Source organism: Acinetobacter silvestris, from assembly GCF_002135235.1.
Classification (GTDB): domain Bacteria; phylum Pseudomonadota; class Gammaproteobacteria; order Pseudomonadales; family Moraxellaceae; genus Acinetobacter; species Acinetobacter silvestris.
Genome location: NZ_NEGB01000005.1, coordinates 224127 through 248092, shown reverse-complemented (window position 1 = coordinate 248092; position 23966 = coordinate 224127). Strand labels below are relative to the sequence as shown.

The following is a 23966-nucleotide window of genomic DNA, read 5'->3' as shown; positions in this document are numbered from 1 at the left end:
TGATTCAATTGTGAATCATTAAAGTAGAATCGTTGTTTTATAATTCAGCCATTTATCGCTATATTCGTATTTTAAAAATGGATGCAGAGCATCCATTTTTAATCTAAAAATTCTGTGCGTTGTTTTCTAAACTTATGGTCAATCACATCCCATACATAGAATGCTACAGACACAAATAATGCATAGATAAAGAATTCAGGTTTTAAATTACCTTGAATTAATCCATGTATCATTAACATGACCATCAGCGCAATGCTGGTACTCAGATAAATGACTATTTTTTTATTGGCCTTCAAAGAATTAATGAAGACTTGCTTATTGAAATGTATTGATAACATCTCCACCCCTCCTGTCATGCTTGACAAAACCTAATTGTTTTAGTCAGGTTTGAATATCAGTTGTACCATATCTATATATTATTTCAAGTGTAAATGGCACTATTTTATGATCTAGTTACGCTATTTTAATGGTAGAAATGGCAGGTTTGAGATAATTTGCTGCGCATAAAAAAGCGTTCATTTTTACGACATGAAAGTATAAATATAATGAAGCTATATTGGGGTATTTCCACAAAATTTAAAGGGATAGCTAAACATCCATGCTTGAGGACTAATACAAAGAGTAATGTAAAGATAAAATGATATGGAATGTGAATAGTAGGCGTGGAATTGATAGGATTTAGTGTGGTGTATATCATTCTATTTTTAAATTTATTGGAATTGTTTTTTTTAATGATTGTTTGCTTCAGATCATCACTTTTATGGTTATTTCGTTGAGCAATGGAAGCAAAGGTGGTCGCTGAAAAGTCTTATAAGGTTTCTCTTTAATGCTCTCGAAAAGTAAAAACCTAATTTTGTCCCAAGAATAGGTAGGATAAAATTAGTTCAAAACTATTTCATGATCGTCTGGTAGATTATCAATAACAGCCCATTTGGGTAAAACATGGCAATTATTGATCATAAATAAAATCATGTTTGGGTAAAAACAAAATTTTACTGACGAAAGTTGAAGATCGTTAATTTCTAACTTTATCGATAATAATACAAATAATTAAAACGACACACGATGGAATTAACCATGCTAAATTTTGTTCATTCAATGGAAGATTTTGAACAAAACTCGGTAAATTATCTTTAAAAGCAGTGACTTTAATTCCTTCGATCACGCCAAATACAAATGAAACCGCAGTGGTTGGTGCGATAACCAAACGTGGGTTATTAAATCGTCCCCAAAAGAAGCTCAATAGAATAACGACAATCGCAGGTGGATAAATTGCACTTAATACAGGCACTGAAACCGCAATAAGTTTAGTTAAACCTAAATTTGAAATGATGAAAGAGAAGCCCACTAATATGAAGACTAAAACTTTGTATGAAATTTTAGTAAGTTGAGCAAAATATTCAGCACAAGCACAGGTTAAACCAATGGCTGTCACCATACAGGCCAAAAAGATTAAGCCAGTTAAGAAGAGTGAACCTATATCACCAAAAGCATGTTGGACATAAGCATGTAGAATAATCGCACCATTGGCTGCATTCGGTGCAACTTCATGGCTACCTAGGCCTAGTTTAAACAAACTGAGATAAACTAAAGTTAAACCCACACCCGAAATTAAACTGGCAATCACAGCATATTTGGTGATTAACTTGGTATCGGTTACACCACGAGAATGAATCGCATTAATAATCACAATACCAAAAACTAAAGCACCTAAAGTATCCATGGTTAAATAACCATTCACAAAGCCTTCAGAAACAGGGCTGGCAACATAGTTATGGATAGCAGGTGGAATATAGCTAGAAGGTATGAGAAATGCAGCAATGCCTAAAACTGCCAAAGATAATATCTTGAGCGGTGCAAGTACATGACCCACTGTATCTAACAGTTTATTTGGATAAAGTGAAATGATGGTCACAAAAGCAAAATAGATTGCAGAGTAAATCAGTAAACTACTTGCTGTGGTACCAAAATGTGAGGAGAATCCAATTTCGTAAGAAACAGTTGCAGTACGTGGTATTGCAAATAAAGGACCAACTGAAAGATAACACACTACAGTTAAAATTAAGCTTGCAACTTTACCTAAAGGTGAGCTTAAAATTGCAATGGAACCATGGGTGCGAGAAAGCGCCATGATGGTAATGACAGGTAAGCCAACAGCGGTGATTAAAAATCCAAGCGCTGCGAACCAAACATGTTCACCAGCTTGTTGCGCCACAATGGGTGGGAAAATAATATTGCCTGCCCCAATAAATAAGGCAAAAGTCATGAAACCTAAAGCAATAATATCCCGAGTACGGAGACTAGTCATAAAGGAGAGTATGTTGCAAAAGTATAAATTCTAGAGGATCTGAAGTGACTTTTGTATTTTATTTTATAAAGAATATTTATATTTGTTATCAGGTTATGTGGGTGAATATTGTATAAGGTTAATTTATACTAATGATAATATAAAGAAAAAATAAAATATTAATATATTATTGTGAGCTTATTACAACTATAGAAAGGACATTATTTTTAATTGAAAAAGAGAATATTTAAGAATGAGAATAAAATTAGAGCAGTATTCATGTATTCAGAAAATCAAAGCCGCGAAATTTATCGATAAAAGGCTTATAATAGCGGCACTAATCAGGGGATTGATGCAATGAAAGCTTCTACTATTACCATTAAAACTGAAAAGGACATCGAAAAATTACGTGTCTCTGGGCGGTTAGCTGCACAAGTTTTAGAAATGATAGGGAAGTATGTTCAGCCTGGTGTAACTACAGAATATCTAGATGATATTTGCCATGATTTTATTGTGAATACACTAAAAGTAATCCCTGCAAATATTGGCTATTACGGATATACCAAAACCACCTGTATTTCACCGAATGAAGTGGTCTGCCATGGCATTCCATCAGCAAATACTATTTTAAAAGATGGCGATATTATTAATATTGATGTTGCCATTATTAAAGATGAATATTTTGGCGACACGAGCCGGATGTATTTTGTTGGTAATGTGAGTCCTGAAGCAAAAAAACTAGTGGATACGACCTACGAGGCAATGGTTGCTGGTATTCATGCCGTGAAACCAGGTGCGACCTTAGGTGATATTGGTTTTGCAATTCAAAGTGTTGCACATCGTGAAGGTTATAGTATTGTTCGTGAATATTGCGGTCATGGTATTGGGAAAATTTATCATGAACCCCCGAATGTGGTGCATTATGGACAACCTGGACAGGGGATCGCATTAAAAGAAGGGATGGTTTTTACCATTGAACCAATGATTAATGCAGGTAAAGCGAGAGTTAAAGAGCTAAAAGATGGTTGGACGGTCGTGACTACGGATAAATCACTATCAGCACAATGGGAACATATGGTTTATGTGACCAGTACTGGATTTGAGTTACTCTCACCATGGCCAGAAGGCACAGGCTCTTATCCAGAAATTTAAATCAATTTTAGTGTTATGAATGTTTGGTCTTAGAATGGTGTGAAACCACTCGGTTGATGTGAAAGCATAAAATACGTATTTGATTTTGGTTTTTATACCTTTTAGGTATAGTATGATTTTTTTAAAGTGTTTGCTTGAAAAGCATACAAACGATATGATTCAGTCTAGATTCTCGCTGTAGTTTCTTTTTTGATTTAAGTTTTCGAGCTTATCCATCTCAGGATAAGCTCTTTTTTTTGTTAAAAATTTAGATTTAAATGATCAATTCAGATTCGAAAGGATAGTGAGCAGTCAACCTTAGTTATTCATTCTGAATTTTAGAATGATTGATACTGCGAAGCCAAAGAGTAGCCCCCAAAATGCAGAACCAATACCAAAAAATTGCACCCCAGATGCACTAAATAAGAATGTCATCAATGCGGCTTCTCGATCACTGACATCATGAAAGGCAATCGCAATATTATGACTAATCGTGCCAAATAGGGCGATACCTGCCAAAGCGACAATAAATAGATGTGGAAATGACATGAGTAAACCAGTTAATGTTGCTGCGAATAAACCCATCAAGATATAGAAAAATCCACAACTTATACCTGCAATATAACGTTTTGACGGATCTGGATGAACTTGATCATCTAAACTGACTGCAGCACTGATGGCAGCAATATTCACGCTATAACAGCCAAACGGTGCGAGTAAAGCTTGTATCGTGCCTGTCCAGCCAATGAGTTGGTTGACATGGGGTTGATAGCCATAGCTTTTAATCATGGCGATACCTGGTAAATATTGTGACGCCATATTGATCACAAACAATGGCAGTGCTAAGCCAAAAATGGCTGACCATGTGAAATCGGGCGTAATCCATACGGGTTTAGCCAGTGACCAATGTAGGACTGGGGTATGAAATTCCATGAAAAAAGGGCAAAGTACGATACCTGCAATCACGGTAATGACAATGCAATAACGTGTCCAAAGTCGTTTAGAAACAATATAAACTGCCAATAATGCCAGAATAAAGCCCCAATCATTTTGCATACTGGCAAATAATGCAATTCCAAATTTGAGTAAAACACCTGCCAACATTGCACTGGTTAGACTTTGCGGAATGTAAGAAAGGACTTTGGTAAAGACACCTGAAAAGCCTAAAATCGCTGTCATTAGTCCACAAATAAGAAATGCACCAATGGCCTCGTGTAGGGTATATCCGCTGGCTGTGGCCAGAATCAGCGCTAAGCCTGCAGTAGACCATGCAGTTGCCACAGGATATTTAAACTTCCAAGACAATATCAATCCTGAAAAGCCAATGCCCAAACCGAGTGCCCAAAACCAAGAACTAATTTGTTCGGCTGTTGCTCCTAAAAGCTGTGCAGCTTGAATGACCAAAACGGCAGAAACACTAATCCCAATGAGAAAAGTGATAAATCCTGCAAATACAGCGGGTATAGAGAAATCTTGAATAAATTTTTGCATAATCCTTTACGTTCTTACTTAAGCAGATGTTTTAAAGCGAGTTGAGTACGAGATGATTTATTTAGCGTTATAACATGGTTGAAGAGGCAAGTTTCAAACCAAAGCCACAGAATAAGAGTCCCACGCATGCCACTGCAATTGATGCCAATTTAAAACGGGTATTAAAAAAATCAGCCAGTTTAATCCCTGAAAAAATGAGAATGGTGAGATATCCCATGCTAATGATTTGTAAAATAATCGAAAGCACAGTAAAGCTAAGTGCTGGATATGGATAATTGGGATCTACAAATTGCACAAAAAAAGATAAGTAAAAAAGAATCGCTTTAGGATTGAGTAGACTAATCATTAATGCAGTTCGATAAGGATGTACATCTAAACGAGTTGCTGCTGTTTGGTTCGATTGAATGACTTTGGGTTTATTTTTCCAAGTGTGTACACTGGCAATGAGTAATTTTATTCCGAGGTAGGATAAATAGACTGTACCAATGACTTTTAACAGAATAAATAACCACGGAAAGGCATGCAATAAAGAGGCTGCACCTAAAACGGTACAGATGATCAGAAGAAGATCTCCAGTGAAAACACCAAAGGCTCCCCAATAACCAGCCTTAATTCCAAATCTTGACGCAATTGACATCACATATAAAGAATTTGGTCCTGGCAAAATCACAATAAAAATAGTCCCAATAATAAAGGTGACAATATCGATAATGCCAAACACAAATTTCTCACTTATTTAAACATAGACTAAGAAAAGCTGAGCTGTTATAGCATGACGAACTCAGCTTTATTATAAGTGAACTGAGCATGCTCAGTTCACCTGATTAAGCTTTAATGGTTGCACTCAGTCCAAAGGACTGACGTAATAAGGTATTCAATTGTTCTCGTGCTTTAATAAAGCCATCTATTCCGCTTTGTAACAACTGAAATGCCATTAAGTCAGCATTTAAGAGTTGTTTGAATTGTTCTTCAGTGAGTGTTTCATGACGACATGCTTGATGTGGCTGCGCATGATCACACGTGAGTTGCGGCGTTACAGTACGTTGATCACGTTCCAACTCTGCCAAAAGGTTCGGTGATACTGTGAGTAAATCACATCCAGCTAAACCAAGGACTTGATCAACACTGCGGAAACTCGCACCCATCACTTCAGTTTGAATGTCATATTGTTTATAAAAGTGATAAATTTGTTTGACCGATAAAACACCAGGGTCTTGATCAACTGGATAATGCTCAACATTTTCAGCTTTTTTAAACCAATCTAAAATACGCCCTACAAAAGGTGAAATCAGGGTTACTTTTGCATCAGCACAGGCTTTAGCCTGATGTAAACCAAATAATAAGGTGAGATTGCAATGAATGCCTTCCGCTTCTAATGCTTTTGCCGCTTGAATTCCTTCCCACGTTGAAGCAATTTTAATTAAGATACGATTTTGATCGACGCCATAAGCGTGATAGAGCGCTAATAATTCTTTGGCTTTCTCAATAGTTGCTTCAGTATCGTAAGACAATGAAGCATCAACTTCAGTTGAGACACGACCTTCAATTATTTTTAAGATTTCAACGCCCAATTTGACTGTTAAAATATCAATGGTACGTTCAATCAACTCATCTGTTTGGTAGCCTTCAGATTTAGCCTGATCATATGCTGCTTCAATCAACTCTTTATTTTCAAGTTGGCTGGCTGCGGCTGTAATTAAGGATGGATTGGTGGTTGCATCCAAAGGGCGAAATTGTTGAATTGCATTTAAGTCACCCGTATCCGCAACAATAGTGGTGAATGCTTTTAATTGGTTTAATGTAGATTGTGTCATTGCGATCTAATTCTTAGTTAAATTATTTGTAAGCTCAGTTATAGCATAATGTGATTTTGGTGAAAGTGAAAAATCGGGTAATGGCGGCTTTATTTTGTATGAATTCGTTGCTTTCGGATGTGATTAATCAAAAAACGAGCAGCTGCACCCAGTTCAGTTTCACGACTCCAAACTAAATCGACAAAATATTCAAATTTAGGAGTGAAATCTGAAAAGTTTAAAATTTTTAATTGCTTTTTTAAGCTTGGGTTTTCATTAAACATTTCTAAAGGTAATACTCCCCAACCTAGACCTTGCATAATCATTGCGCATGCAGAATGATGATTGTCAGTACGCCAATTGCGTTTTGAGTAGAGTAATTCAGGTTTAATGGTTCGGTCGCGACTGGCGACGACAATTTGTCGACTTTGTAGGATTTGTTCAAAACTAACGTGTTCAAATTGTGCCAAAGGATAGTCTTTGGCTGCGACAGGAACCAATGCTTCGCGTTTTAGTTCTACAAATTGTTCGCGGCTTTCTAATTGTTCACGTTCAAACATTAAGGCGAGTTGTGCAGATTGATTCATCAGCAACTTTAAGGCATCTTCTTGAGGAGCTGAAAAAATATTAATTTGAAGTTCAGGAAATTCTTGCTCAAGTAAAGAAATGTAGTCAGTCCAATGTGTATGTAAAAGTTCAGAAACCACCACAATATTTAATGCAGATTCCAAACCATTACTCAAGGCAGAAGCTTGTTGCTTCCATTGATTCATTTCTATCAGTAATTGTTCAGTTTTTTCATACAGGCTGAGTGCTTGAGGAGTGGGAATAGGCTCACGCCCGATACGATTGAATAAATTGAGATTAAGATCAATTTCTAAGTTTGAAATAGACATGCTAACGGCAGATGGTACTTTACCCAGTTTTCGTGCTGCTGCAGAAAAAGATCCAGCTTCAATCACCGTTTTAAAAATAATCAGTTGTTCTTGGTTGATATTCATACATAATCACTTTTATAAGAGTTTATCTATCAATAAAACTGAAAGAATCCAACTCGATTGATCAATATTATAAGCATAAAATACAACTCATCCAATGAATAATATAGAGAGTAGCTTAAAATGTTGATTTCCAAGAGAAGGATTATTCATGCACTAAGTTATGAAATCATCTTGTTGGTGATCATAGCGATTGCATTAAGTTTTATTTTTGAAGTGCCTATGGAAATAGCCGGTACATTAGGTATCGCTATGGCGGTCACTTCTGTAATTTGGAATATGATTTTTAATCATTTTTTTGAAAAATATGAAAAAAAACATCAATTAAAAAGAACCATTCCAGTCCGAATTATGCATGCGATTGGTTTTGAAGGTGGTTTAATGATAGCCACGATTCCAATGGTTGCTTATGCGATGGATATGAGTATTCTTCAGGCAATCTTACTTGATTTTAGTATGACCTTCTGTATTTTGATCTACACCTTTATTTTCCAATGGTGTTATGACTATATTGAAGCACGTTTGGGTTATCAGCCTGCACATTCAGCTTAAGTCAAATGAAGGATGAGTTTTAAAGCCACATGATATATGTGGCTTTTTTATTAAGATGAGTAATTGTTGAGGAATCAATACTTATGTAAATCTGGATAGTAAAATAAAACAAGGCTTGTGCATTATTAGCTTAGATAATTTTAATAAAGTAGAAATAAACGAATAAAAATTAAGTAAATTTATGCTTGGTAGAAATAGAGGATTGTTGAGGGAGTAGAGAATTTCCCTGCAATAGAGAGTCTAAGTTGTAATTTATAAATGAAGCATTGGCAAAGAATATTTTAAATTAAAAAACACCTCAGAAGAGGTGTTTTTTATTCAACACTTAAAAGTAGAGCTCTTATTTTTCTACAATCGCCGTTACGCCTTGACCACCTGCAGCACAGATTGAAATCAGTACACGGCCTGAACCTTTTTCATTCAATAGTTTTGCAGCAGTTGCAAGAATACGACCACCAGTAGCAGCAAATGGATGACCAGCAGCTAAAGAAGAGCCTTTAACATTTAATTTAGAACGGTCGATTGAACCTAAAGGTGCATCCAAGCCTAAACGTTCTTTACAGAATTTCGGATCTTCCCAAGCTTTTAATGTGGAAAGTACTTGTGATGCAAAGGCTTCATGTATTTCATAATAATCGAAGTCTTGTAGTGTGATACCCGCACGTTCAAGCATACGTGGAACTGCATAAGCAGGTGCCATCAATAAGCCTTCTTTTTTACCAACGAAATCCACTGCAGCAGTTTCAGAAAAACTGAGATATGCTAAAACTTCATGACCATTTTCTTTAGCCCATTCTTCAGAAGCTAAAAGCACTACAGAAGCACCATCGGTCAGCGGAGTAGAGTTACCCGCAGTCATCGTACGCGCATCGCCTTTACCAAAAGCAGGCTTTAATTTTGCTAACTTTTCTACAGTTGAATCTGCACGTAAGTTGTTATCACGCTCAAGTCCCATAAATGGTGTGATTAGGTCTTCAAAGAAACCTTCATCATATGCTTTGGCCATTTTATGATGAGAAGAGGCTGCAAGCTCATCTTGTGCTTCGCGAGCAATACCCCATTCTAGTGTCGTGATTGCTTGATGATCACCCATAGATAAGCCTGTACGTGGCTCGCCATTTTTAGGTGCATCAAGTAAGTCTTTGATATTGATTTTAGTGAGTGCTTTTAAACGATCTTTCGCTGTTTTAGCAATGTTTAATTCAAGCAATGCTTTGCGTAAACCATCACCAAAAGCGATTGGTGCATCCGAAGTTGTATCTACACCACCTGCGATACCTACATCAATTTGACCTAAAGCAATTTTATTGGCGACTTGGAATGCTGCTTGTAAACCTGTAGCACATGCTTGTTGTAAGTCATAAGCAGGAGTTTCTGGTGCAAGTTGAGTATTTAATACACATTCACGTGTCATGTTGAAATCACGGCTGTGTTTTAATACTGCACCAGCAGCAACTTCACCTAAACGTTGACCTTGTAAATTGAAACGTTCAACTAGGCCATTTAATGCCGCCGTTAACATATCAATGTTAGATGCTTGGAAGTATGGACCATTTGAACGCGCAAACGGAATACGATTGCCACCAATAATAGCAACGCGACGAATAGTATTTTGACTCATAGATTTTTCCTGTGGAACAGAAGTTTGAGTTGTAACCGGTGCTGTCGATTCAGCTTTTTTAGTATGTGTTGCAGTACGCTTACTACGCGAAGATGTCGTACGAGGACGAGGTGTCGCAGTAGTATTTGCTGCTTTAGAAGCCGTAGCAGTACTTTGATTCGTACGTGTACGTGATTTTGGTGTATTTGACACAGCTTCTGTCGCAGAATTCTCGACAGTTGGATTTTCTTGAGTTGATTTGCTCATAAGGCTTTTCCAAGCATGTTTACGATATTCTTAGGGCATACATTACCATAGAGTCAAATGGCCTGAATTGACTAAAATGACATTTGACTGATCATTCAGGTCAAGACATCAAGGGGGTAACTCAAGTATTATTATGGTGGAACGAATGAATTGAAGTCATTATAAGTATCTGACATTACATTGAAGTTAAATGATACCTGCAATTCATTCACAATTATATTGCTGAGAGATAATAATCATGTCTGACCAATACCAAGCTTTTTCTAAATCTCCAATTGGTAAATTTGTCATTAAAAATTTAGGTTTACCTGCTCCTCTTGAGTTAGATCGATTTGAATCTGCGACACCTGTGCTTAAAGGGGCAGTTCTCGTTGGTGCAGCACCAAATAGCATTTTTTCAGGCGAAATTGCACAAGTATTAAGTAACATTCATGCAAATAGTTATGCGGGAAATAATGCTGAATTACAGCAAGCCGCTGCTAAAGTAGGTTTAACGGTCAATGCTTTTAATGAAGGTGATAAAGAATCTAAATTTAAAGCGGTTGTTTTTGATGCATCTGGTATTCAAAATTCAGAACAGTTACATGAGTTATACAGTTTCTTTCATCCGATTGCGCGCCAAATTCAAAACTCAGGTCGTGTGATTGTTGTTGGTTTAACTCCAGAATCTGCACCAACGATTCAGCAAGCCATTGCGCAACGTGCACTTGAAGGTTTTGTGAAGGCTGTAGGTAAAGAATTCAAAAAAGGGATCGCTGCGGATTTGATTCTTGTAGATGCAGATGCCGCTACTAACTTAGAATCATCATTACGTTTCTTAATTTCTCCACGCTCTGCATATGTATCTGGTCAAGTGATCCATGTATCTAAAGCAAATGTGCTTGATATTGATTGGGCGAAGCCTTTAGCAGGCAAAACAGCATTAGTGACTGGTGCGAGTCGTGGTATCGGTGAAGCGATTGCACATGTATTGTCCCGTGATGGCGCACATGTAATTTGTTTAGATGTACCACAACAACAAGCAGATTTAGATCGCGTTGCTCATGAAATTGGTGGTTCAACACTTGCGATTGATATCACTGCTGCTGATGCTGGTGAACAAATTAAAGTTGCTGCTGCGTCTAAAGGTGGCTTAGATATCATTGTTCATAATGCTGGTGTTACTCGCGATAAAACTTTAGCGAATATGAAACCTGAATTATGGGATATGGTGATCAATATTAATTTATCTGCTGCAGAACGCATCAATGATTATTTATTGAATCATTCAGGTTTGAATGAGAATGGTCGCATTGTTTGTGTCTCTTCAATTTCTGGTATTGCAGGTAACTTGGGTCAAACAAACTATGCCGCGTCTAAAGCTGGCGTGATTGGTTTGGTGAAATTTACTGCACCTGTATTAAAAGATGGTATTACTATCAATGCTGTTGCCCCTGGTTTTATTGAAACTCAAATGACTGCGGCAATTCCTTTTGCGATTCGTGAAGCAGGTCGTCGTATGAACTCAATGAGTCAAGGCGGTCTACCAGTTGATGTTGCAGAAACGATTGCTTTATTTGCATCAAGTGCTTCAACAGGTTTAAATGGTAATGTAGTTCGTGTCTGTGGTCAAAGTTTATTGGGTGCTTAAGCACTCTAATGGATTTCCAGTGTGCTTTAATGATGAGCACACTGGAAAAAGTTAGAGAGGGATAATCAAGGTGTTTTCATCTAGGTATATGTTCTCTCTAATCAGCTCTTGTTGATGCTTGGAAGAATTTTTAAAGCCGATACAAGAGAAAACACTGCATAATGATTTATCTAAAAATAATTCGATACAGGTTCAGTATGAATACTCGCCATTTTAGTCAACTTCCTAAACCTTATTTAGCTTATCCAAAAGTGATACAAGGTCTTATTTTTAAAAAGCCACAAGCTGATAAAGTTCTACCACAAGTTGAGTATGTGGTGGATTCATTCAAAATTGATCCAAGTCATTTGAAAGCTTATAACGAAGTCTGTGGTTTTAAAAATAATGGTTATATTCCTGCCATTTACTTAGCCGTACTGTCACAAAGTTTACAAATGCATATGATGACATCGGAAGCTTTTCCATTTGCAATTTTAGGTTTGGTACATATTCGTAATATTGTTCAGCAAACACGTAAAATTGGTGTGAATGAGCAACTGACATTATCGTGTCAGTTTGGTGAACTTAAGTCACATGATAAAGGCGTGCAATTCGATTTTATCACCACAGCAAAAGTGGGCAATGACGTTGTGATGCAAGGTACAACAACTTATTTATCGCGTCAAAAAACCACAGGTGCGGCATCAGAAAAAGCCACAGAAAGCAAAGAGCCGAATTATCAAGTTCAAGCAGAATGGAATGTGTCGGAAAATATGGGTCGTCGTTATGCAATGACCTCAGGGGACTTTAACCTCATTCATATTCATGCTGTAACTGCTAAAGCATTTGGTTTTAAACAAGCCATTGCACATGGTATGTGGAGTAAGGCGCGTGCATTGGCAAATTTAACTTTGCCAGATGCTTATGAGGCTGATGTTTGGTTTAAATTGCCGATGTATTTGCCTTCTACAGTTGAGTTTTTAACGGCTCAACAGGGTAAGGAGACTGACTTTTTGATTCGGAATGTTAAATCCAAAAAACCACATGTGACTGGTGTGGTGCAAGCTTTATAAGCATGTGCACATATCAAGCCTAAATCGAGATGATTTAGGCTTTTTTAATAAAGCAATAAGAATAAGGTGACTAAAGTAATGGGCCAGTTTAAAGATATTATTTTTGCTAATACTGAGAATTACCAAGGTTTGGTCGATGAAAGATTTCAAGACTTAGCACAGCAATTTAGCCGATTACAAGATGCACGTGTTGATCATGGTGGAGCTGCGCTTGCTGTTTATTTTCAGGGGAAAAAAGTTGTTGATATTTTTACTGGAAAAAAATCTGCAATAGAAAATTGGGCACAAGATACTTTATCTGTATGTTATTCAACAGGGAAAGGTGTCCTTGCAACATTGGCGCATATTTTAGTCAGTGAAGGCTTTTTAGATTACGATACGCCGGTTATTCAGTATTGGCCCGAGTTTGGGCAAAAGGGTAAATCAGCCATGACTTTAAGGCATATTTTGAGTCATCAAAGTGGTTTATATGATATTCGAAATATGATTACGAGAGCAGTTGAAATGGCGGATTGGCAACATATGCTAAAAGTCATGGAGCAAGCAACACCTCGGTTTGAAATTGGGACTGATAGTGCTTATCAAGCACTGACTTTTGGTTGGTTAGTGGGTGGTGTATTAGAAAAAGCCACCAAGCAACCATTGGTTTGGTTGATGCAACGTTATTTGATTGATCCTTTAGATTTAGATGGTGCATATTTTGGTGTACCTTTAGACCAGCTTAGTCGTGTGGCTCGCCCATTAGCAAAAATAAAATCACCGATTGAATTAGCTCAAACAGAGCATAAGTCAGTTCAACCTGTCATTAAAAAACAACACAAACGTCATTTTTCTGAAAAACTGATTGAATTAAGTGGGCAAAATCCACAAGATTTTTTAGATGCAATGATACCGAAAGGTATGAAAGATTTTAGTTTCTTTAGTGATCAAGGTTTGCAAGCGATTATTCCTGCTGCGAATGGTGCTTTTACGGCCAATAGTTTGGCTAAAATGTATGCCATGCTGGCCAATAAGGGTGTCTGGGAAAACCAAGAAATACTTAAACCTGAAGTTTTTACAGCATTGAGCCAAATTCAAAGTCTCAAACGTGATCGTGTGATGCCGATTCCAATGAAATGGAGACTAGGTTATCACCGTGTTTTAACGATGGGTAAACGTGCTCAACAGGGCTTTGGTCATATCGGATACAATGGCTCTGGTGCTTGGTGTGATCCACAACGGCAACTCAGTTTTGCTTATACACATAATTTTATGATTGGTTCAATAACGGGTGATTATCGTCTTTGGGGACTAAGCCAAGAAACTTTACGTTGTGCTGATGCTGTGTTAAAAGGGCGTAAAGGCTGGTTTTGAATTAACTAAATGATTAAAAAAGAATTATCTATTACAGAACTATTTGGAGTTTTATCGGTTATCGCCTTGTCTATATCGATGCTATCAAATACCTATTTTTATTATTCTTTAGATGCACTATGGGTGATGTCAATTTTATCACCGTCATTTTATATTTCTGAGATTATTAAAGTTGTTGTCATTATGGCCGTGATGATAACGGTAGTCGGATTTTTAATGGATATTTATCATAGATTAATAAAAATAATGAATAGAGTTCACCCCAATAAACGTTATAGATTGGTTTCTGGAGAGGATAATCAGATTGCTGTTGATGCAATTAAAAAGAGTGCTAGAAAATTCCAGACGGGACAATCTTACTTTGTCACTTTATTCAGTGCTGTTTTTATTACAGTCTTGGCTGGTCTTAAAGTTATTACTTTTGCATCATTGTTTTGGGTGAGTATTTTAATTGGCACTATTCTTGGATCATTTACGAACACAGAGGTTAAAAGGGATAATACTTTAAAATTTTTTATATTTGCTATTCTTGTGATTTTAACAGCATGCTTTTCCGCTCACCTTAAACTTAATAGTTTACATAAGTTGCCGATTGCAATTTTAAAAAATCAACAAGTTGAAAAAGAAACTCAAATCTGGAATGTACTAGATGCCACTCAAGACAAAATGATTCTTTTAAATCGAAATGAAAATAATAAAATTAAAATCGTAAAATTTGATGAAATAAATCAAATTATTTCAAATCACAAATAATCGAACCAAATTTTTTAAGACATACAATTTATAGTGATAATGCGTATGAATCACGGATGGGTTGAAGCTATAGATTTTAAAAGAAGGGTAAGTCTATAGATTACTTACCCTTTGAGCTATTTTTATAATTGCGTAAAAATATCTTCTTTATTTAAACGAGATTTAGGTAAAGTCGCATTAAAGTCGGAATCACTGCGATAACCTAGGGTTAACAATACTGAAGGCACTAGACCTTTTTCAGTCAATTGTAATTCTTCGGTCATGATTTCCTCATCAAAACCACCGATAGGCGTAGCATCAATGCCTTCAATCCCTGCAGCTAATAGAATTTGGCCTAAAGCGATAAAAGTCTGATTTTCAGCCCAACGTTGAATATCACCTTTTTCATTGCGGTAATAATGGACATAACCTGAGCGGCTATCTTTTTGTCCTTGCTTGGTTTTTTCATCTTTAAAACGTCCGCTTAGATCGTCTTGGTTGAGTAAATTATCAAGGTGTTGTTCGCTGATATCTGCTTTGGTACAAAATAAAATGGTATGTGATGAATCTAAAACTTTAGCTGCATTATAAGCGTATTTTCCCACTAGCGCTTTGGCAATACGTTCTTTGGCTGTTTGGTTATCGGCTATGAAAAAGTGCCAAGGTTGAATATTAATAGAAGATGGGGTTAAACGTAGAATTTCAAGTAAACGCTCAAATTGTTGCTGCGGAATTTTTCTTTTAGCATCATAAGCTTTGGTGGTATAGCGTGTTTTGGAAACGTTTAATAAATCCATGTTTTAAACCCAACTTTCAATTTTTAAATATGAATTGATTATAGGCATAAAATATGAAAAGAACGTAATCAAAGCGTGAGTAAACATGAAAATCATTTATTTGAAATTTGAAATCGACAAGTTTATTTGATATTCCAGTGAATCAATTGCCATTCACCATTTTCATCGACTTCTAAAATCATGGCTTCAGAAGTACGTTCACGCCAATCACCTAAGACAATACGTAATTTGCCATTTACAGTATGAATTTCAGGGCGATGGGTATGTCCATGAATTAAAATATCAATATTATTCAAGGCTTGATTCACAGCTTCAGCATTCACATCCATAATTTCATACGTTTTATGCTGTTGAGATTCTCGGCTTTTTTTACGAAAACCATTGGCAAGTTTTTGTCGAAAGCTTAAGGGGGTACTTTTAAGTATTCTAAGAATCACTGGATTACGAATGATTTTTTTAAAGCGTTGATAGGAAATATCATCAGTGCATAAAGCATCGCCATGTTCTAACTGAAAGGTTTTATTGCCTATTTTGAGTGTATACACATCTGGAAGAAGGATTGCGTTAAATTGATCTAGAAATTTTTGACCTAAAGCAAAGTCACGATTTCCAACTTGGAAATAAACTTGATTGCCAGCTTGGTGAAACTGTTTTAAAGCGTCAATAACTGCTTCTAACCATGGGGCAGTGTAATCATCGCCAATCCAAGCATTAAACCAATCACCCAAAATATACAGTTGAGTATTTCTATTTTTATACTGGTTTAATAAATCCAAAAACCCTCGAACCAGTCGAGGGTGTTCAGGTGACAAATGTAAATCAGCGATAAACAAATACGTCACGAGCAATCCTAAATAAAATTATTCAGAAATGATTTTAGCAGATTCAATGACTACATTTTCTAAAGGTACATCGGCATGGTAACCACGGTTGCCAGTACGTACGCCTTTGATTGCATCAACAATATCTAGACCTTCAACAACTTTACCAAATACTGCATAACCCCAACCTTGTGCAGTTTTGCCAGTATGGTTAAGGAATGAGTTGTCTTTTACGTTAATAAAGAATTGAGCAGAAGCCGAATGAGGCGCTTGAGTACGTGCCATAGCAACTGTACCTACTTCATTGCTTAAACCGTTATCCGCTTCATTTTCAATAGAATCACGTGTTGTTTTTTCTTTGAAGTTTTCATCCATGCCACCGCCTTGGATCATGAAACCTTCAATAACACGGTGGAAAATTACGCCATCATAAAAACCATCACGAACGTATTCTAAAAAGTTAGCCACAGTAATAGGTGCTTTTTCAGCATTAAGTTCAAGAACAATGCGCCCTTTATTGGTGTTTAATTCGACTTGAGGAAAACTCATTCTATAATCTCCTGATCATGGACAAAAAAAGCCATGGGTTTTTGGTTGAGAGAAGCATAAGCAAACTGTAAACTACAAGGCAAGCAAAAACGCGATTTTCTTTGTTAATTAACTTAGAATTGCATTTTTATTACCCTATTTTATCTTATAGAAGTGATTTATCAACTATGAAGCCAAATGATGTTGTTTCAGAACTGCCGAAGACCCCGACAACCAGTAATACATCTGTCGATGCTGCGCAGCAAGAACAACAGGCGGGCTTAGACTTTGTACGTCAAGTCATTACTGAAGATTTAGCATCAGGCCGTACCAAACAAGTGGTGACGCGTTTTCCGCCAGAACCCAACGGTTATTTACATATTGGTCATGTCAAAGCGATTTGCCTAAACTTTGGTATTGCAGAAGAATTTGAAGGCTTATGTAATTTGCGTTTTGACGATACCAATCCTGATGCAGAAGAACAAGAATACGTTGATGGGATTGCCAACGATGTAAAATGGTTAGGTTTTGACTGGAATGGCGAACCGCGCTATGCATCAAGCTATTTTGACCAACTGCATACGTGGGCAATTCAATTGATCAATCAAGGGGATGCTTATGTCGATTTGCAATCGCCTGAAGAAATTCGTTTAAACCGTGGTAATTTTGTTGAATTGGGGAAAAACTCACCTTATCGTGATGTAAGTGTGGAAGAAAATCTTGCACTTTTTATTCAAATGAATAATGGTGAATTGGGCGAAGGTCAAGCGGTGCTACGTGCCAAAATTGATATGGCTTCTCCAAACGTGCATATGCGTGACCCGATTTTGTATCGTGTATTGCATTCTGAGCATCATCAAACGGGTAATACATGGAAAATGTATCCAATGTATGACTATGCACATCCGTTATCAGATGCGATTGAAGGCATTACTCATTCACTGTGTACGCTTGAATTCCAAGATCACCGTCCATTCTATGATTGGGTAGTGGAAAAAGTTAAATCTGAAGCCGTTCCACATCAGTATGAATCGAGCCGTTTAAATATTGATTACACGATTACCTCTAAACGTAAATTACGTAAGTTGGTTGAAGGTGGTTTTGTTAATGGTTGGGATGACCCGCGTATGCCAACTGTTGTGGGTATGCGTCGTCGTGGTTTTACTGCGGAAGGACTACGTGATTTCTGTAAACGTGTAGGCGTGTCTAAAACAGATGGTATTGTCGATGTAGCAATGCTTGAGTTTTGTATTCGTCAATCACTGGAAAATATCGCTGCACGTGGTATGGCTGTGTTAAACCCGCTTAAAGTGACCTTAACTAATCTTCCTGAAGATATGGATTTAACGCATTCACGCCATCCCAATGTGGACATGGGCGAACGTATTATTCCTTTATCTAAAGAAATTTATATTGACCGTAAAGATTTCGAAGAAGTGCCACCGAAAGGCTTTAAACGTTTAATTCCTGAAGGTGAAGTACGTTTACGTCATGCTTATGTGATTAAATGCGATGAAGTAATTAAAGATGTCAATGGTGAAGTGATTGAGCTGAAATGTTCGATTGACCCTGAAACTTTAGGTAAAAATCCTGAAGGGCGTAAAGTGAAAGGGGTGGTACATTGGGTTTCTGCGGAAAAAGGGATTGCTGCTGAAGTTCGTGTTTACGATCGTTTATTTACTGAAGCTGCACCAGATGCAGATGATGATTTCTTGGCAAACTTAAACCCAGATTCTTTAACAGTGCTTCAAGCTGTGATTGAACCTGCATTGGCACAAGCGAAACCTGAAGATCGTTTCCAGTTTGAACGTGAAGGTTATTTTGTTGCAGATCAGTATGACCATACGACTGAAAAGCCAGTGTTTAACCGTATTTTGGATTTAAAAGACAGCTTTAAGCCAGGTAAGTAGTCCTGTCTTAATCATTAAAAGCTCAACTTCGGTTGGGCTTTTTTATGGGTTCAATGTTTAAGGTGGCAGTCAATAATGTATAAAATTATTGCTGAATTTTCCTATATATAGGTTATAACTAAGAAACATTTAAACTGAAATTAAAGCGATTGAATGATTTATATTAGAATAAAATAATACTAATGATGACAACATGAATAATGCATCTGAAGAGAATAAAGTCGTAAAAAACCTCTAAAATTAAAGGCATAATAAGTTACAGTATTTTGTTTATCCTCCTCTTTTTAGTCGCTTGGGGGATTTGGCATTTCACCCATAAACCAGTGCAATCTACTCAAGGTTCGGATCAAAGCAAAAAAGGTAGTACCAAGGCTGCCCCAATTGTCGTGGGGTGTCGCCACCGTCATACAACAAGATGTTAATGCTTCAATACAAGCTTTAGGTACGATTACTTCTTCTAATACCGTTGTTGTTCATCCACTCGTGAGCGGCGTACTCATGCAGGTCTATTTTAAAGAGGGGAGTTTTGTGCAGAAAGGGCAACTTTTAGCACAGATTGATGACCGAGCACCGAAAGCTGTCTTATTATAAAGTCACGGACAACTGTTAAGAGATGAAGCGTTGCTGAGTAATGCAAAATTGGATTTGCAACGTTATGCGCAGCTTTGGAAACAAGATTCAATCGCCAAGCAACAATATGATACTCAAGCATCTTTGGTTTAACAGGGCTTTGTGAATAAAGCTATTATTAACGTCTTCTTCAGCAATATAATTTCCAAATGAAGAAGCCAGTACCCAAAATCTACCGTACAACCAATTGCTCCTCGTATAACCAAGCTTTAATTAAGCGAGGAAATATTTCAATTTGGTTTGATCCTAATACTCAAGGGTATGCTCAGCCACAAGGCAAGCATGGACGAAATCAAACCTACTCTGATACAGTAATTCAATGCTGTTTGATGATTAAATCTCTATTTCGCCTTGCTTTACGAATGGTCACAGGCTTTGTTCAAAGCCTGATTCAACTTTGTAGTTTAGATTGGACAGCACCAGATTATTCAACACTTTGCAGAAGACAAAAGCCTATTGATATTGCGATTAGCTATCAAAAAAAGTCGTGATGGACTGCCTTGCGCAGTACACTGTTCATCATAGATTCCACAGGCCTGAAGTTTTTAGGTGAAGGTGGATGGAAACGTAAGAAACATCAGCTTGAGTATCGTCGGCAATGGCGTAAGCTCCATATCGGTATAAATGCTAAAACCCTACAAATACGTGCTATACAGTTAACTACGAATAATGTCAGTGATTCGCAAGTATTTGGGGATTTACTTGATCAAATTCCACTAGATGCGAAAATTGATTCTGTGTATACAGATGGGGCTTATGATACGAAATACTGTAGAAAAGTCATTTTAGGTCGACAGGCACATGCAGTCACTCCACCAAGAAAAAATGCGAAGCCTTGGAAAGACAAGCAAGTGAGATCTTTAGAAAGGAATGAATTATTGAAAACAGTCAAATGCCTAGGAAGAACAATTTGAAAAAAGTGGTCTGGGGACCATCGTCGAAGTTTGGTAGAAACTAAGATGCATTGCATCAAATTATTGGGCGATAAACTCAGTGTAAGGGGCTTTCAAAGCCAAGTTAATGAGATTCATGCACGTGTAGCAGTCCTCAATAAATTCACGGAATTAGGTCGACCTCATACCCAAGTTGTCTCTTAAATTTGAGTAGTTCTGGGGGAGCTTCAACTTATTTATGCAACAAAGCCGTCTTTATATACAAGAGTGGTCATCAACACTATTTTTTCTGTTGTCGATCACGTAATGATACATACGTCGGAAGTTCCATTTTTGCTTGAGTTTTAAGTTTCATTTTTATATACAGCACCAAAGCAAAACATGCAGTTGCTAGCGTTAAAAACACGCCGTTCATATAACTCATAATTGAACTAATATAACCGAGAGTAGTTAAGCGGCCCATCATTCTGATGACTTGCGGACTACTTTCAACGCCAGTAATAGCCCAACTGCATAAATGTTCACAATTATTAATAATCAAATGGTAATTATTTTCATGCATGCGTGAGCGCATACGTCGTACAACTGCACGATTTTTATATTTCGAGCTTTCATAATGCCGAATGATAATTTTTTTGCCACGAGCAAAATTTTCAATAGACGTAACTTCTATAGGCTGCTTTCTAAAAAAATGTGCAAACCCAGAATAATGAATCACTCGACCTTTGCCAGCATAAATTCCATGATGGCTATAGCCAAAGTGATAGACGATTAAGTGTGATCCTAAAGGATATTTTCTTGAACTTTCTAACATAGTTACTGAGTTCCAATAAATTGTACAAATGTCTTTTTATTGAAAGAGCCTCGATTATAGCTAAAATGATCACAAAGTGCTTGTATTCTATGTGGTGTATGAGGGTGAATTGTACAAAATTGTGATGGAGTAATTGTATTTAATTGATGATTGTTTTTGCTATAAAATGTGTGAATGAAGAGAGCAATAGAATGAATTAAAAATGAAGTCAGCAGAATTAGGAATGTTATTTTTCGTAATACTATCTGCGGTATCTACAACTTTTGCAGATGTGCAATATCAACAGATTAAAACGGAAAAGAATGAAGTTGATGTGATTAAAATTGAATGGCTCAAAGATCTAACACTGTGGTTAGATGATGTCAACGCCAAGCCATATCATCATTTTTTAGCCATTCAAAATAGCTTAAAGCCTTGCGATAAAATGCACTTTGCGATGAATGCGGGCATGTATCAAGCCGATTTTTCACCTGTTGGTTTATATATTGAAAATTCAAAGCAGCTTAATATATTGAATGAAATGCAAGCTTTTGGCAATTTTTATATGCAGCCCAATGGGGTATTGGCATGGAATAGTCAACGAGCGGTCATTCAAACGACCACAGATTATAAAAAAATGAATTTTAAAGCAAAATATGCAACTCAATCTGGTCCAATGTTAGTTATTGATGGAAAGATAAATTCTCAATTTAGTGAAAGTTCAGATTCATTAAAAATAAGAAATGGCGTGGGTCTGAAAAATAATGAACTGTATTTTATGATTAGTCATCATCCGATTAATTTCTATGATTTTGCGATGATCTTTAAGGATCAGCTGAAAATTAAAAATGCATTATATCTAGATGGTTCTATTTCAAGTGCATATATTCCTCAAGCCCAAAGGGATGATCAAGCCTTTGATTTAGGCCCAATCATTGCTTATATTGAACCTAAAGATGGATGCCAACAGCGCTAAAATATGTCATTTATAGTCATGACTTTTAATGAAGGAAAATAAAAGCGAATGATCTGGAATAGACATGTAGCAGATTATTCGAAAAAGATGCAGAACTAAAAATCCGATAAAAGTTGGATTTACTATAAAATAATTTCGGTCTATGATGATGAAGTATTTTAAAAATAAAAAAAAGGAATAAAAATGAATATCGATAAACTCTGGATCCCCGTTGAAAATGATCAAATTCAAGCAGATTATTATCACAATCCTCGTAATGCTTCTTCTGCTACGATTATCATGGCGCATGGCTTGGCGGGTGAAAAGCAATATGGCTTAGATTTTTTTGCACAAGCTTATCAGGATATTGGTTATAACGTTTGCGTGTTTGATCATCGTGGATTTGGTCAAAGCACAGGAAAAGTCAAAAATTTAGTGGACAAAAATAGTCAATTACAAGATTGGTACGCTGCCATAGCTTACCTAGAGTCGAACTTAAATATTAAAAAAAACAATATGATTTTATGGGGGTATTCTTTTAGTGGGGCACATGTACTCATGCTCGCAAGTACTATGAATTTTAAAGGAATTATTGCCAATTTTCCGCATGTCGACGGATTGGCAAGTTTGGCACTATATCCTAAGAAATATTTAATACCAGCGTCTTTATACGCCATACAGGATCTTGTTTATCAGTCTTTTGGTAAGGTAAAGACCATGCCCGTTGTGGATCCGCAACGGTTTGCAATATTGGCAGGTGAGGATTGTTATGAGGGTTATCATTCTATAATTCCCACAACATCGGTATGGGATAATGCCGTTCCAGCTCGTATTATTGCCAGTATTGGCTTTTATCGACCGACTCGAGTCGTTCATAAAATCCAATCACCGACTTTGGTGATCGGTGCCCAACAGGATTCACTCATTCCGATTCAAGCAACCCGAAAGATGGTGCAAAAAAACCAAAATATTGAATATTATGAAGAATATTGCGGGCATTTTGATTTATTTAAAGAACCGTATAAATCTCAGCTAATGCAACAACATCATCATTTTATGCAAAGTTTATAAATTAAGTTTCAATCTGATAACCTTTGCCTATCAGATAAGTATCACTCAAGAATATCGATTCTTTTTGGATGTTCGAAGTAATGTAATGATATTTATAAAAGCTATGTTTCATGAGTGCAAAAACAATTTCGACCAAATAGGTGAGATCTTCAATTTGATTGAAATTTAAAGGATTCTTTTTATGGCTAAACAAATAAGCTAAATCACTAGAAATTTTTTCAATGACAATTTCTTGTAAATTAAAGCCTTCAACATTGACTGGGCCACCCAAAATTAAAATACTTGCAGCTTTGTTACTGTTGTAAAAATGAGTGACTTTAGTAATGAGATTGGCTGTAATCGCTTTCACTGTCCACGTATGATAGGTCTCGCTTCTAAATGAAACATATGTTTGTAAGGCATCTAAATAGCGTTGAATAATGACAATATACAAATGATTAATGGTTGTGAAGTATTGATATATGTAGGTTTTTGGAATATTTGAAATGAATGCTATTTCAGGAATTGTACAGGCATTAATTCCTCTTGTTTCTAAAATACTGATGGCTGTGGCAATGACTATTTCAAGTCGTTCTTTGCTTCTTTTTTGAACGGGTAATTTAATTTCATTTAAAAGCATGTATTTTGTTTTCCGATCTTGATGATTAAAAAAAAACCAATTATAGTTTAAATATCCAACTAT

23 protein-coding genes and 1 pseudogene are annotated in these 23966 nt (G+C 36.6%); 12 read left to right on the top strand and 12 right to left on the bottom strand.

Going from position 1 to position 23966, the window contains the following annotated elements; all coding sequences use genetic code 11:
- Positions 1 to 98 precede the first annotated feature (98 nt).
- Both B9T28_RS10430 and brnQ read right to left on the bottom strand, forming a co-directional pair.
- Positions 99 to 338 (bottom strand): hypothetical protein, encoded by a 240-nt coding sequence (locus tag B9T28_RS10430; protein WP_086203909.1) that lies wholly within the window; start codon positions 336 to 338, stop codon positions 99 to 101.
- Between the two features lie 677 nt (positions 339 to 1015).
- Positions 1016 to 2308, bottom strand: a complete 1293-nt coding sequence (brnQ, locus tag B9T28_RS10425) for a branched-chain amino acid transport system II carrier protein (RefSeq protein WP_086203908.1) — start codon at positions 2306 to 2308, stop codon at positions 1016 to 1018.
- A 336-nt stretch (positions 2309 to 2644) separates the two neighbouring features.
- Here brnQ and map point away from each other — a divergent pair, with 336 nt between their 5' ends.
- A complete protein-coding gene (gene map / locus B9T28_RS10420) occupies positions 2645 to 3439 on the top strand; it encodes a type I methionyl aminopeptidase (protein ID WP_086203907.1) in 795 nt (264 codons plus the stop codon).
- Between the two features lie 297 nt (positions 3440 to 3736).
- Here map and B9T28_RS10415 read toward each other — a convergent pair whose 3' ends face one another.
- From B9T28_RS10415 to aceR, 4 genes are all read right to left on the bottom strand, one after another.
- Entirely contained in the window at positions 3737 to 4909 is a 1173-nt protein-coding gene (locus tag B9T28_RS10415; RefSeq protein ID WP_086203906.1) for a benzoate/H(+) symporter BenE family transporter, read from the bottom strand.
- 67 nt (positions 4910 to 4976) lie between these two features.
- The gene (leuE, locus tag B9T28_RS10410) at positions 4977 to 5630 is read right to left on the bottom strand and encodes a leucine efflux protein LeuE (RefSeq protein WP_086203905.1); all 654 of its coding nucleotides are present in this window, start codon (positions 5628 to 5630) and stop codon (positions 4977 to 4979) included.
- A gap of 103 nt (positions 5631 to 5733) precedes the next feature.
- Positions 5734 to 6723 (bottom strand): transaldolase, encoded by a 990-nt coding sequence (gene tal / locus B9T28_RS10405; RefSeq protein WP_086203904.1) that lies wholly within the window; start codon positions 6721 to 6723, stop codon positions 5734 to 5736.
- Positions 6724 to 6812: 89 nt separating this feature from the next.
- Positions 6813 to 7703, bottom strand: coding sequence for an HTH-type transcriptional regulator AceR (gene aceR / locus B9T28_RS10400; RefSeq protein WP_086203903.1), 891 nt, complete (start codon positions 7701 to 7703; stop codon positions 6813 to 6815).
- Positions 7704 to 7823: 120 nt separating this feature from the next.
- On the opposite strand from aceR, the gene aceI reads away from it, so the two are divergent.
- Positions 7824 to 8252: a chlorhexidine efflux PACE transporter AceI gene (gene aceI / locus B9T28_RS10395; RefSeq protein WP_086203902.1), complete on the top strand. Its 429-nt coding sequence runs from the start codon at positions 7824 to 7826 to the stop codon at positions 8250 to 8252.
- 340 nt (positions 8253 to 8592) lie between these two features.
- On the opposite strand, the gene B9T28_RS10390 is transcribed toward aceI, so the two are convergent.
- Positions 8593 to 10119, bottom strand: a complete 1527-nt coding sequence (locus tag B9T28_RS10390; RefSeq protein ID WP_086203901.1) for an acetyl-CoA C-acetyltransferase — start codon at positions 10117 to 10119, stop codon at positions 8593 to 8595.
- Positions 10120 to 10357: 238 nt separating this feature from the next.
- Here B9T28_RS10390 and B9T28_RS10385 point away from each other — a divergent pair, with 238 nt between their 5' ends.
- The 4 genes from B9T28_RS10385 to B9T28_RS10370 all read left to right on the top strand — a co-directional run bounded on the left by B9T28_RS10385 (position 10358) and on the right by B9T28_RS10370 (position 14907).
- Positions 10358 to 11749 carry a 3-oxoacyl-ACP reductase gene (locus B9T28_RS10385; RefSeq protein ID WP_086203900.1) on the top strand — a complete coding sequence of 464 codons (1392 nt, stop codon included), beginning with the start codon at positions 10358 to 10360 and terminating at the stop codon, positions 11747 to 11749.
- A 197-nt stretch (positions 11750 to 11946) separates the two neighbouring features.
- Positions 11947 to 12801 (top strand): MaoC family dehydratase, encoded by an 855-nt coding sequence (locus B9T28_RS10380; protein WP_086203899.1) that lies wholly within the window; start codon positions 11947 to 11949, stop codon positions 12799 to 12801.
- Between the two features lie 78 nt (positions 12802 to 12879).
- The gene (locus B9T28_RS10375) at positions 12880 to 14154 is read left to right on the top strand and encodes a serine hydrolase domain-containing protein (protein ID WP_086203898.1); all 1275 of its coding nucleotides are present in this window, start codon (positions 12880 to 12882) and stop codon (positions 14152 to 14154) included.
- A gap of 9 nt (positions 14155 to 14163) precedes the next feature.
- Positions 14164 to 14907, top strand: coding sequence for a hypothetical protein (locus B9T28_RS10370; RefSeq protein ID WP_086203897.1), 744 nt, complete (start codon positions 14164 to 14166; stop codon positions 14905 to 14907).
- 122 nt (positions 14908 to 15029) lie between these two features.
- Here the strand turns inward: B9T28_RS10370 and nfsB are convergent, their stop codons facing one another.
- The 3 genes from nfsB to B9T28_RS10355 all read right to left on the bottom strand — a co-directional run bounded on the left by nfsB (position 15030) and on the right by B9T28_RS10355 (position 17053).
- On the bottom strand, positions 15030 to 15683 hold the full coding sequence (gene nfsB, locus B9T28_RS10365) for an oxygen-insensitive NAD(P)H nitroreductase (RefSeq protein ID WP_086203896.1): 654 nt from the start codon (positions 15681 to 15683) through the stop codon (positions 15030 to 15032).
- A 122-nt stretch (positions 15684 to 15805) separates the two neighbouring features.
- Positions 15806 to 16525, bottom strand: a complete 720-nt coding sequence (locus B9T28_RS10360; RefSeq protein WP_086203895.1) for a UDP-2,3-diacylglucosamine diphosphatase — start codon at positions 16523 to 16525, stop codon at positions 15806 to 15808.
- Positions 16526 to 16543: 18 nt separating this feature from the next.
- Positions 16544 to 17053 (bottom strand): peptidylprolyl isomerase, encoded by a 510-nt coding sequence (locus B9T28_RS10355; RefSeq protein ID WP_086203894.1) that lies wholly within the window; start codon positions 17051 to 17053, stop codon positions 16544 to 16546.
- A 167-nt stretch (positions 17054 to 17220) separates the two neighbouring features.
- Between B9T28_RS10355 and B9T28_RS10350 the strand changes: the two genes are divergently transcribed.
- From B9T28_RS10350 to B9T28_RS10340, 4 genes and pseudogenes are all read left to right on the top strand, one after another.
- Positions 17221 to 18942: a glutamine--tRNA ligase/YqeY domain fusion protein gene (locus B9T28_RS10350; RefSeq protein WP_086203893.1), complete on the top strand. Its 1722-nt coding sequence runs from the start codon at positions 17221 to 17223 to the stop codon at positions 18940 to 18942.
- 381 nt (positions 18943 to 19323) lie between these two features.
- On the top strand, positions 19324 to 19533 hold the full coding sequence (locus B9T28_RS15050; RefSeq protein WP_252053600.1) for a biotin/lipoyl-binding protein: 210 nt from the start codon (positions 19324 to 19326) through the stop codon (positions 19531 to 19533).
- Positions 19534 to 19563: 30 nt separating this feature from the next.
- On the top strand, positions 19564 to 19665 hold the full coding sequence (locus B9T28_RS15220) for a hypothetical protein (RefSeq protein ID WP_491046941.1): 102 nt from the start codon (positions 19564 to 19566) through the stop codon (positions 19663 to 19665).
- A gap of 56 nt (positions 19666 to 19721) precedes the next feature.
- Positions 19722 to 20669 (top strand): annotated as a pseudogene (locus tag B9T28_RS10340) (IS5 family transposase).
- 76 nt (positions 20670 to 20745) lie between these two features.
- Here the strand turns inward: B9T28_RS10340 and B9T28_RS10335 are convergent.
- Positions 20746 to 21279 carry a lecithin retinol acyltransferase family protein gene (locus B9T28_RS10335; protein WP_086203892.1) on the bottom strand — a complete coding sequence of 178 codons (534 nt, stop codon included), beginning with the start codon at positions 21277 to 21279 and terminating at the stop codon, positions 20746 to 20748.
- Positions 21280 to 21502: 223 nt separating this feature from the next.
- Between B9T28_RS10335 and B9T28_RS10330 the strand changes: the two genes are divergently transcribed.
- Both B9T28_RS10330 and B9T28_RS10325 read left to right on the top strand, forming a co-directional pair.
- Positions 21503 to 22234 (top strand): phosphodiester glycosidase family protein, encoded by a 732-nt coding sequence (locus tag B9T28_RS10330; protein ID WP_086203965.1) that lies wholly within the window; start codon positions 21503 to 21505, stop codon positions 22232 to 22234.
- A 183-nt stretch (positions 22235 to 22417) separates the two neighbouring features.
- The gene (locus B9T28_RS10325; RefSeq protein ID WP_086203891.1) at positions 22418 to 23284 is read left to right on the top strand and encodes an alpha/beta hydrolase; all 867 of its coding nucleotides are present in this window, start codon (positions 22418 to 22420) and stop codon (positions 23282 to 23284) included.
- A gap of 1 nt (position 23285) precedes the next feature.
- Here the strand turns inward: B9T28_RS10325 and B9T28_RS10320 are convergent, their stop codons facing one another.
- Positions 23286 to 23903, bottom strand: coding sequence for a TetR/AcrR family transcriptional regulator (locus tag B9T28_RS10320; RefSeq protein WP_086203890.1), 618 nt, complete (start codon positions 23901 to 23903; stop codon positions 23286 to 23288).
- Between the last annotated feature and the right edge of the window lie 63 nt (positions 23904 to 23966).

What these genes read in the sequence shown, in the direction of transcription:
- B9T28_RS10385 (WP_086203900.1), top strand. Translation starts at nt 10,358, where the DNA reads ATGTCTGACCAATACCAAGCTTTTTCTAAATCTCCAATTGGTAAATTT.
- B9T28_RS10370 (WP_086203897.1), top strand. Translation starts at nt 14,164, where the DNA reads ATGATTAAAAAAGAATTATCTATTACAGAACTATTTGGAGTTTTATCG.
- brnQ (WP_086203908.1), bottom strand. Translation starts at nt 2,308, where the DNA reads ATGACTAGTCTCCGTACTCGGGATATTATTGCTTTAGGTTTCATGACT.
- B9T28_RS10415 (WP_086203906.1), bottom strand. Translation starts at nt 4,909, where the DNA reads ATGCAAAAATTTATTCAAGATTTCTCTATACCCGCTGTATTTGCAGGA.
- nfsB (WP_086203896.1), bottom strand. Translation starts at nt 15,683, where the DNA reads ATGGATTTATTAAACGTTTCCAAAACACGCTATACCACCAAAGCTTAT.
- B9T28_RS10380 (WP_086203899.1), top strand. Translation starts at nt 11,947, where the DNA reads ATGAATACTCGCCATTTTAGTCAACTTCCTAAACCTTATTTAGCTTAT.
- B9T28_RS10430 (WP_086203909.1), bottom strand. Translation starts at nt 338, where the DNA reads ATGTTATCAATACATTTCAATAAGCAAGTCTTCATTAATTCTTTGAAG.
- B9T28_RS10355 (WP_086203894.1), bottom strand. Translation starts at nt 17,053, where the DNA reads ATGAGTTTTCCTCAAGTCGAATTAAACACCAATAAAGGGCGCATTGTT.
- B9T28_RS10390 (WP_086203901.1), bottom strand. Translation starts at nt 10,119, where the DNA reads ATGAGCAAATCAACTCAAGAAAATCCAACTGTCGAGAATTCTGCGACA.
- B9T28_RS10330 (WP_086203965.1), top strand. Translation starts at nt 21,503, where the DNA reads ATGTTATTTTTCGTAATACTATCTGCGGTATCTACAACTTTTGCAGAT.
- B9T28_RS10375 (WP_086203898.1), top strand. Translation starts at nt 12,880, where the DNA reads ATGGGCCAGTTTAAAGATATTATTTTTGCTAATACTGAGAATTACCAA.
- aceI (WP_086203902.1), top strand. Translation starts at nt 7,824, where the DNA reads ATGTTGATTTCCAAGAGAAGGATTATTCATGCACTAAGTTATGAAATC.
- tal (WP_086203904.1), bottom strand. Translation starts at nt 6,723, where the DNA reads ATGACACAATCTACATTAAACCAATTAAAAGCATTCACCACTATTGTT.
- map (WP_086203907.1), top strand. Translation starts at nt 2,645, where the DNA reads ATGAAAGCTTCTACTATTACCATTAAAACTGAAAAGGACATCGAAAAA.
- B9T28_RS10320 (WP_086203890.1), bottom strand. Translation starts at nt 23,903, where the DNA reads ATGCTTTTAAATGAAATTAAATTACCCGTTCAAAAAAGAAGCAAAGAA.
- B9T28_RS10335 (WP_086203892.1), bottom strand. Translation starts at nt 21,279, where the DNA reads ATGTTAGAAAGTTCAAGAAAATATCCTTTAGGATCACACTTAATCGTC.
- B9T28_RS10350 (WP_086203893.1), top strand. Translation starts at nt 17,221, where the DNA reads ATGAAGCCAAATGATGTTGTTTCAGAACTGCCGAAGACCCCGACAACC.
- B9T28_RS10325 (WP_086203891.1), top strand. Translation starts at nt 22,418, where the DNA reads ATGAATATCGATAAACTCTGGATCCCCGTTGAAAATGATCAAATTCAA.
- aceR (WP_086203903.1), bottom strand. Translation starts at nt 7,703, where the DNA reads ATGAATATCAACCAAGAACAACTGATTATTTTTAAAACGGTGATTGAA.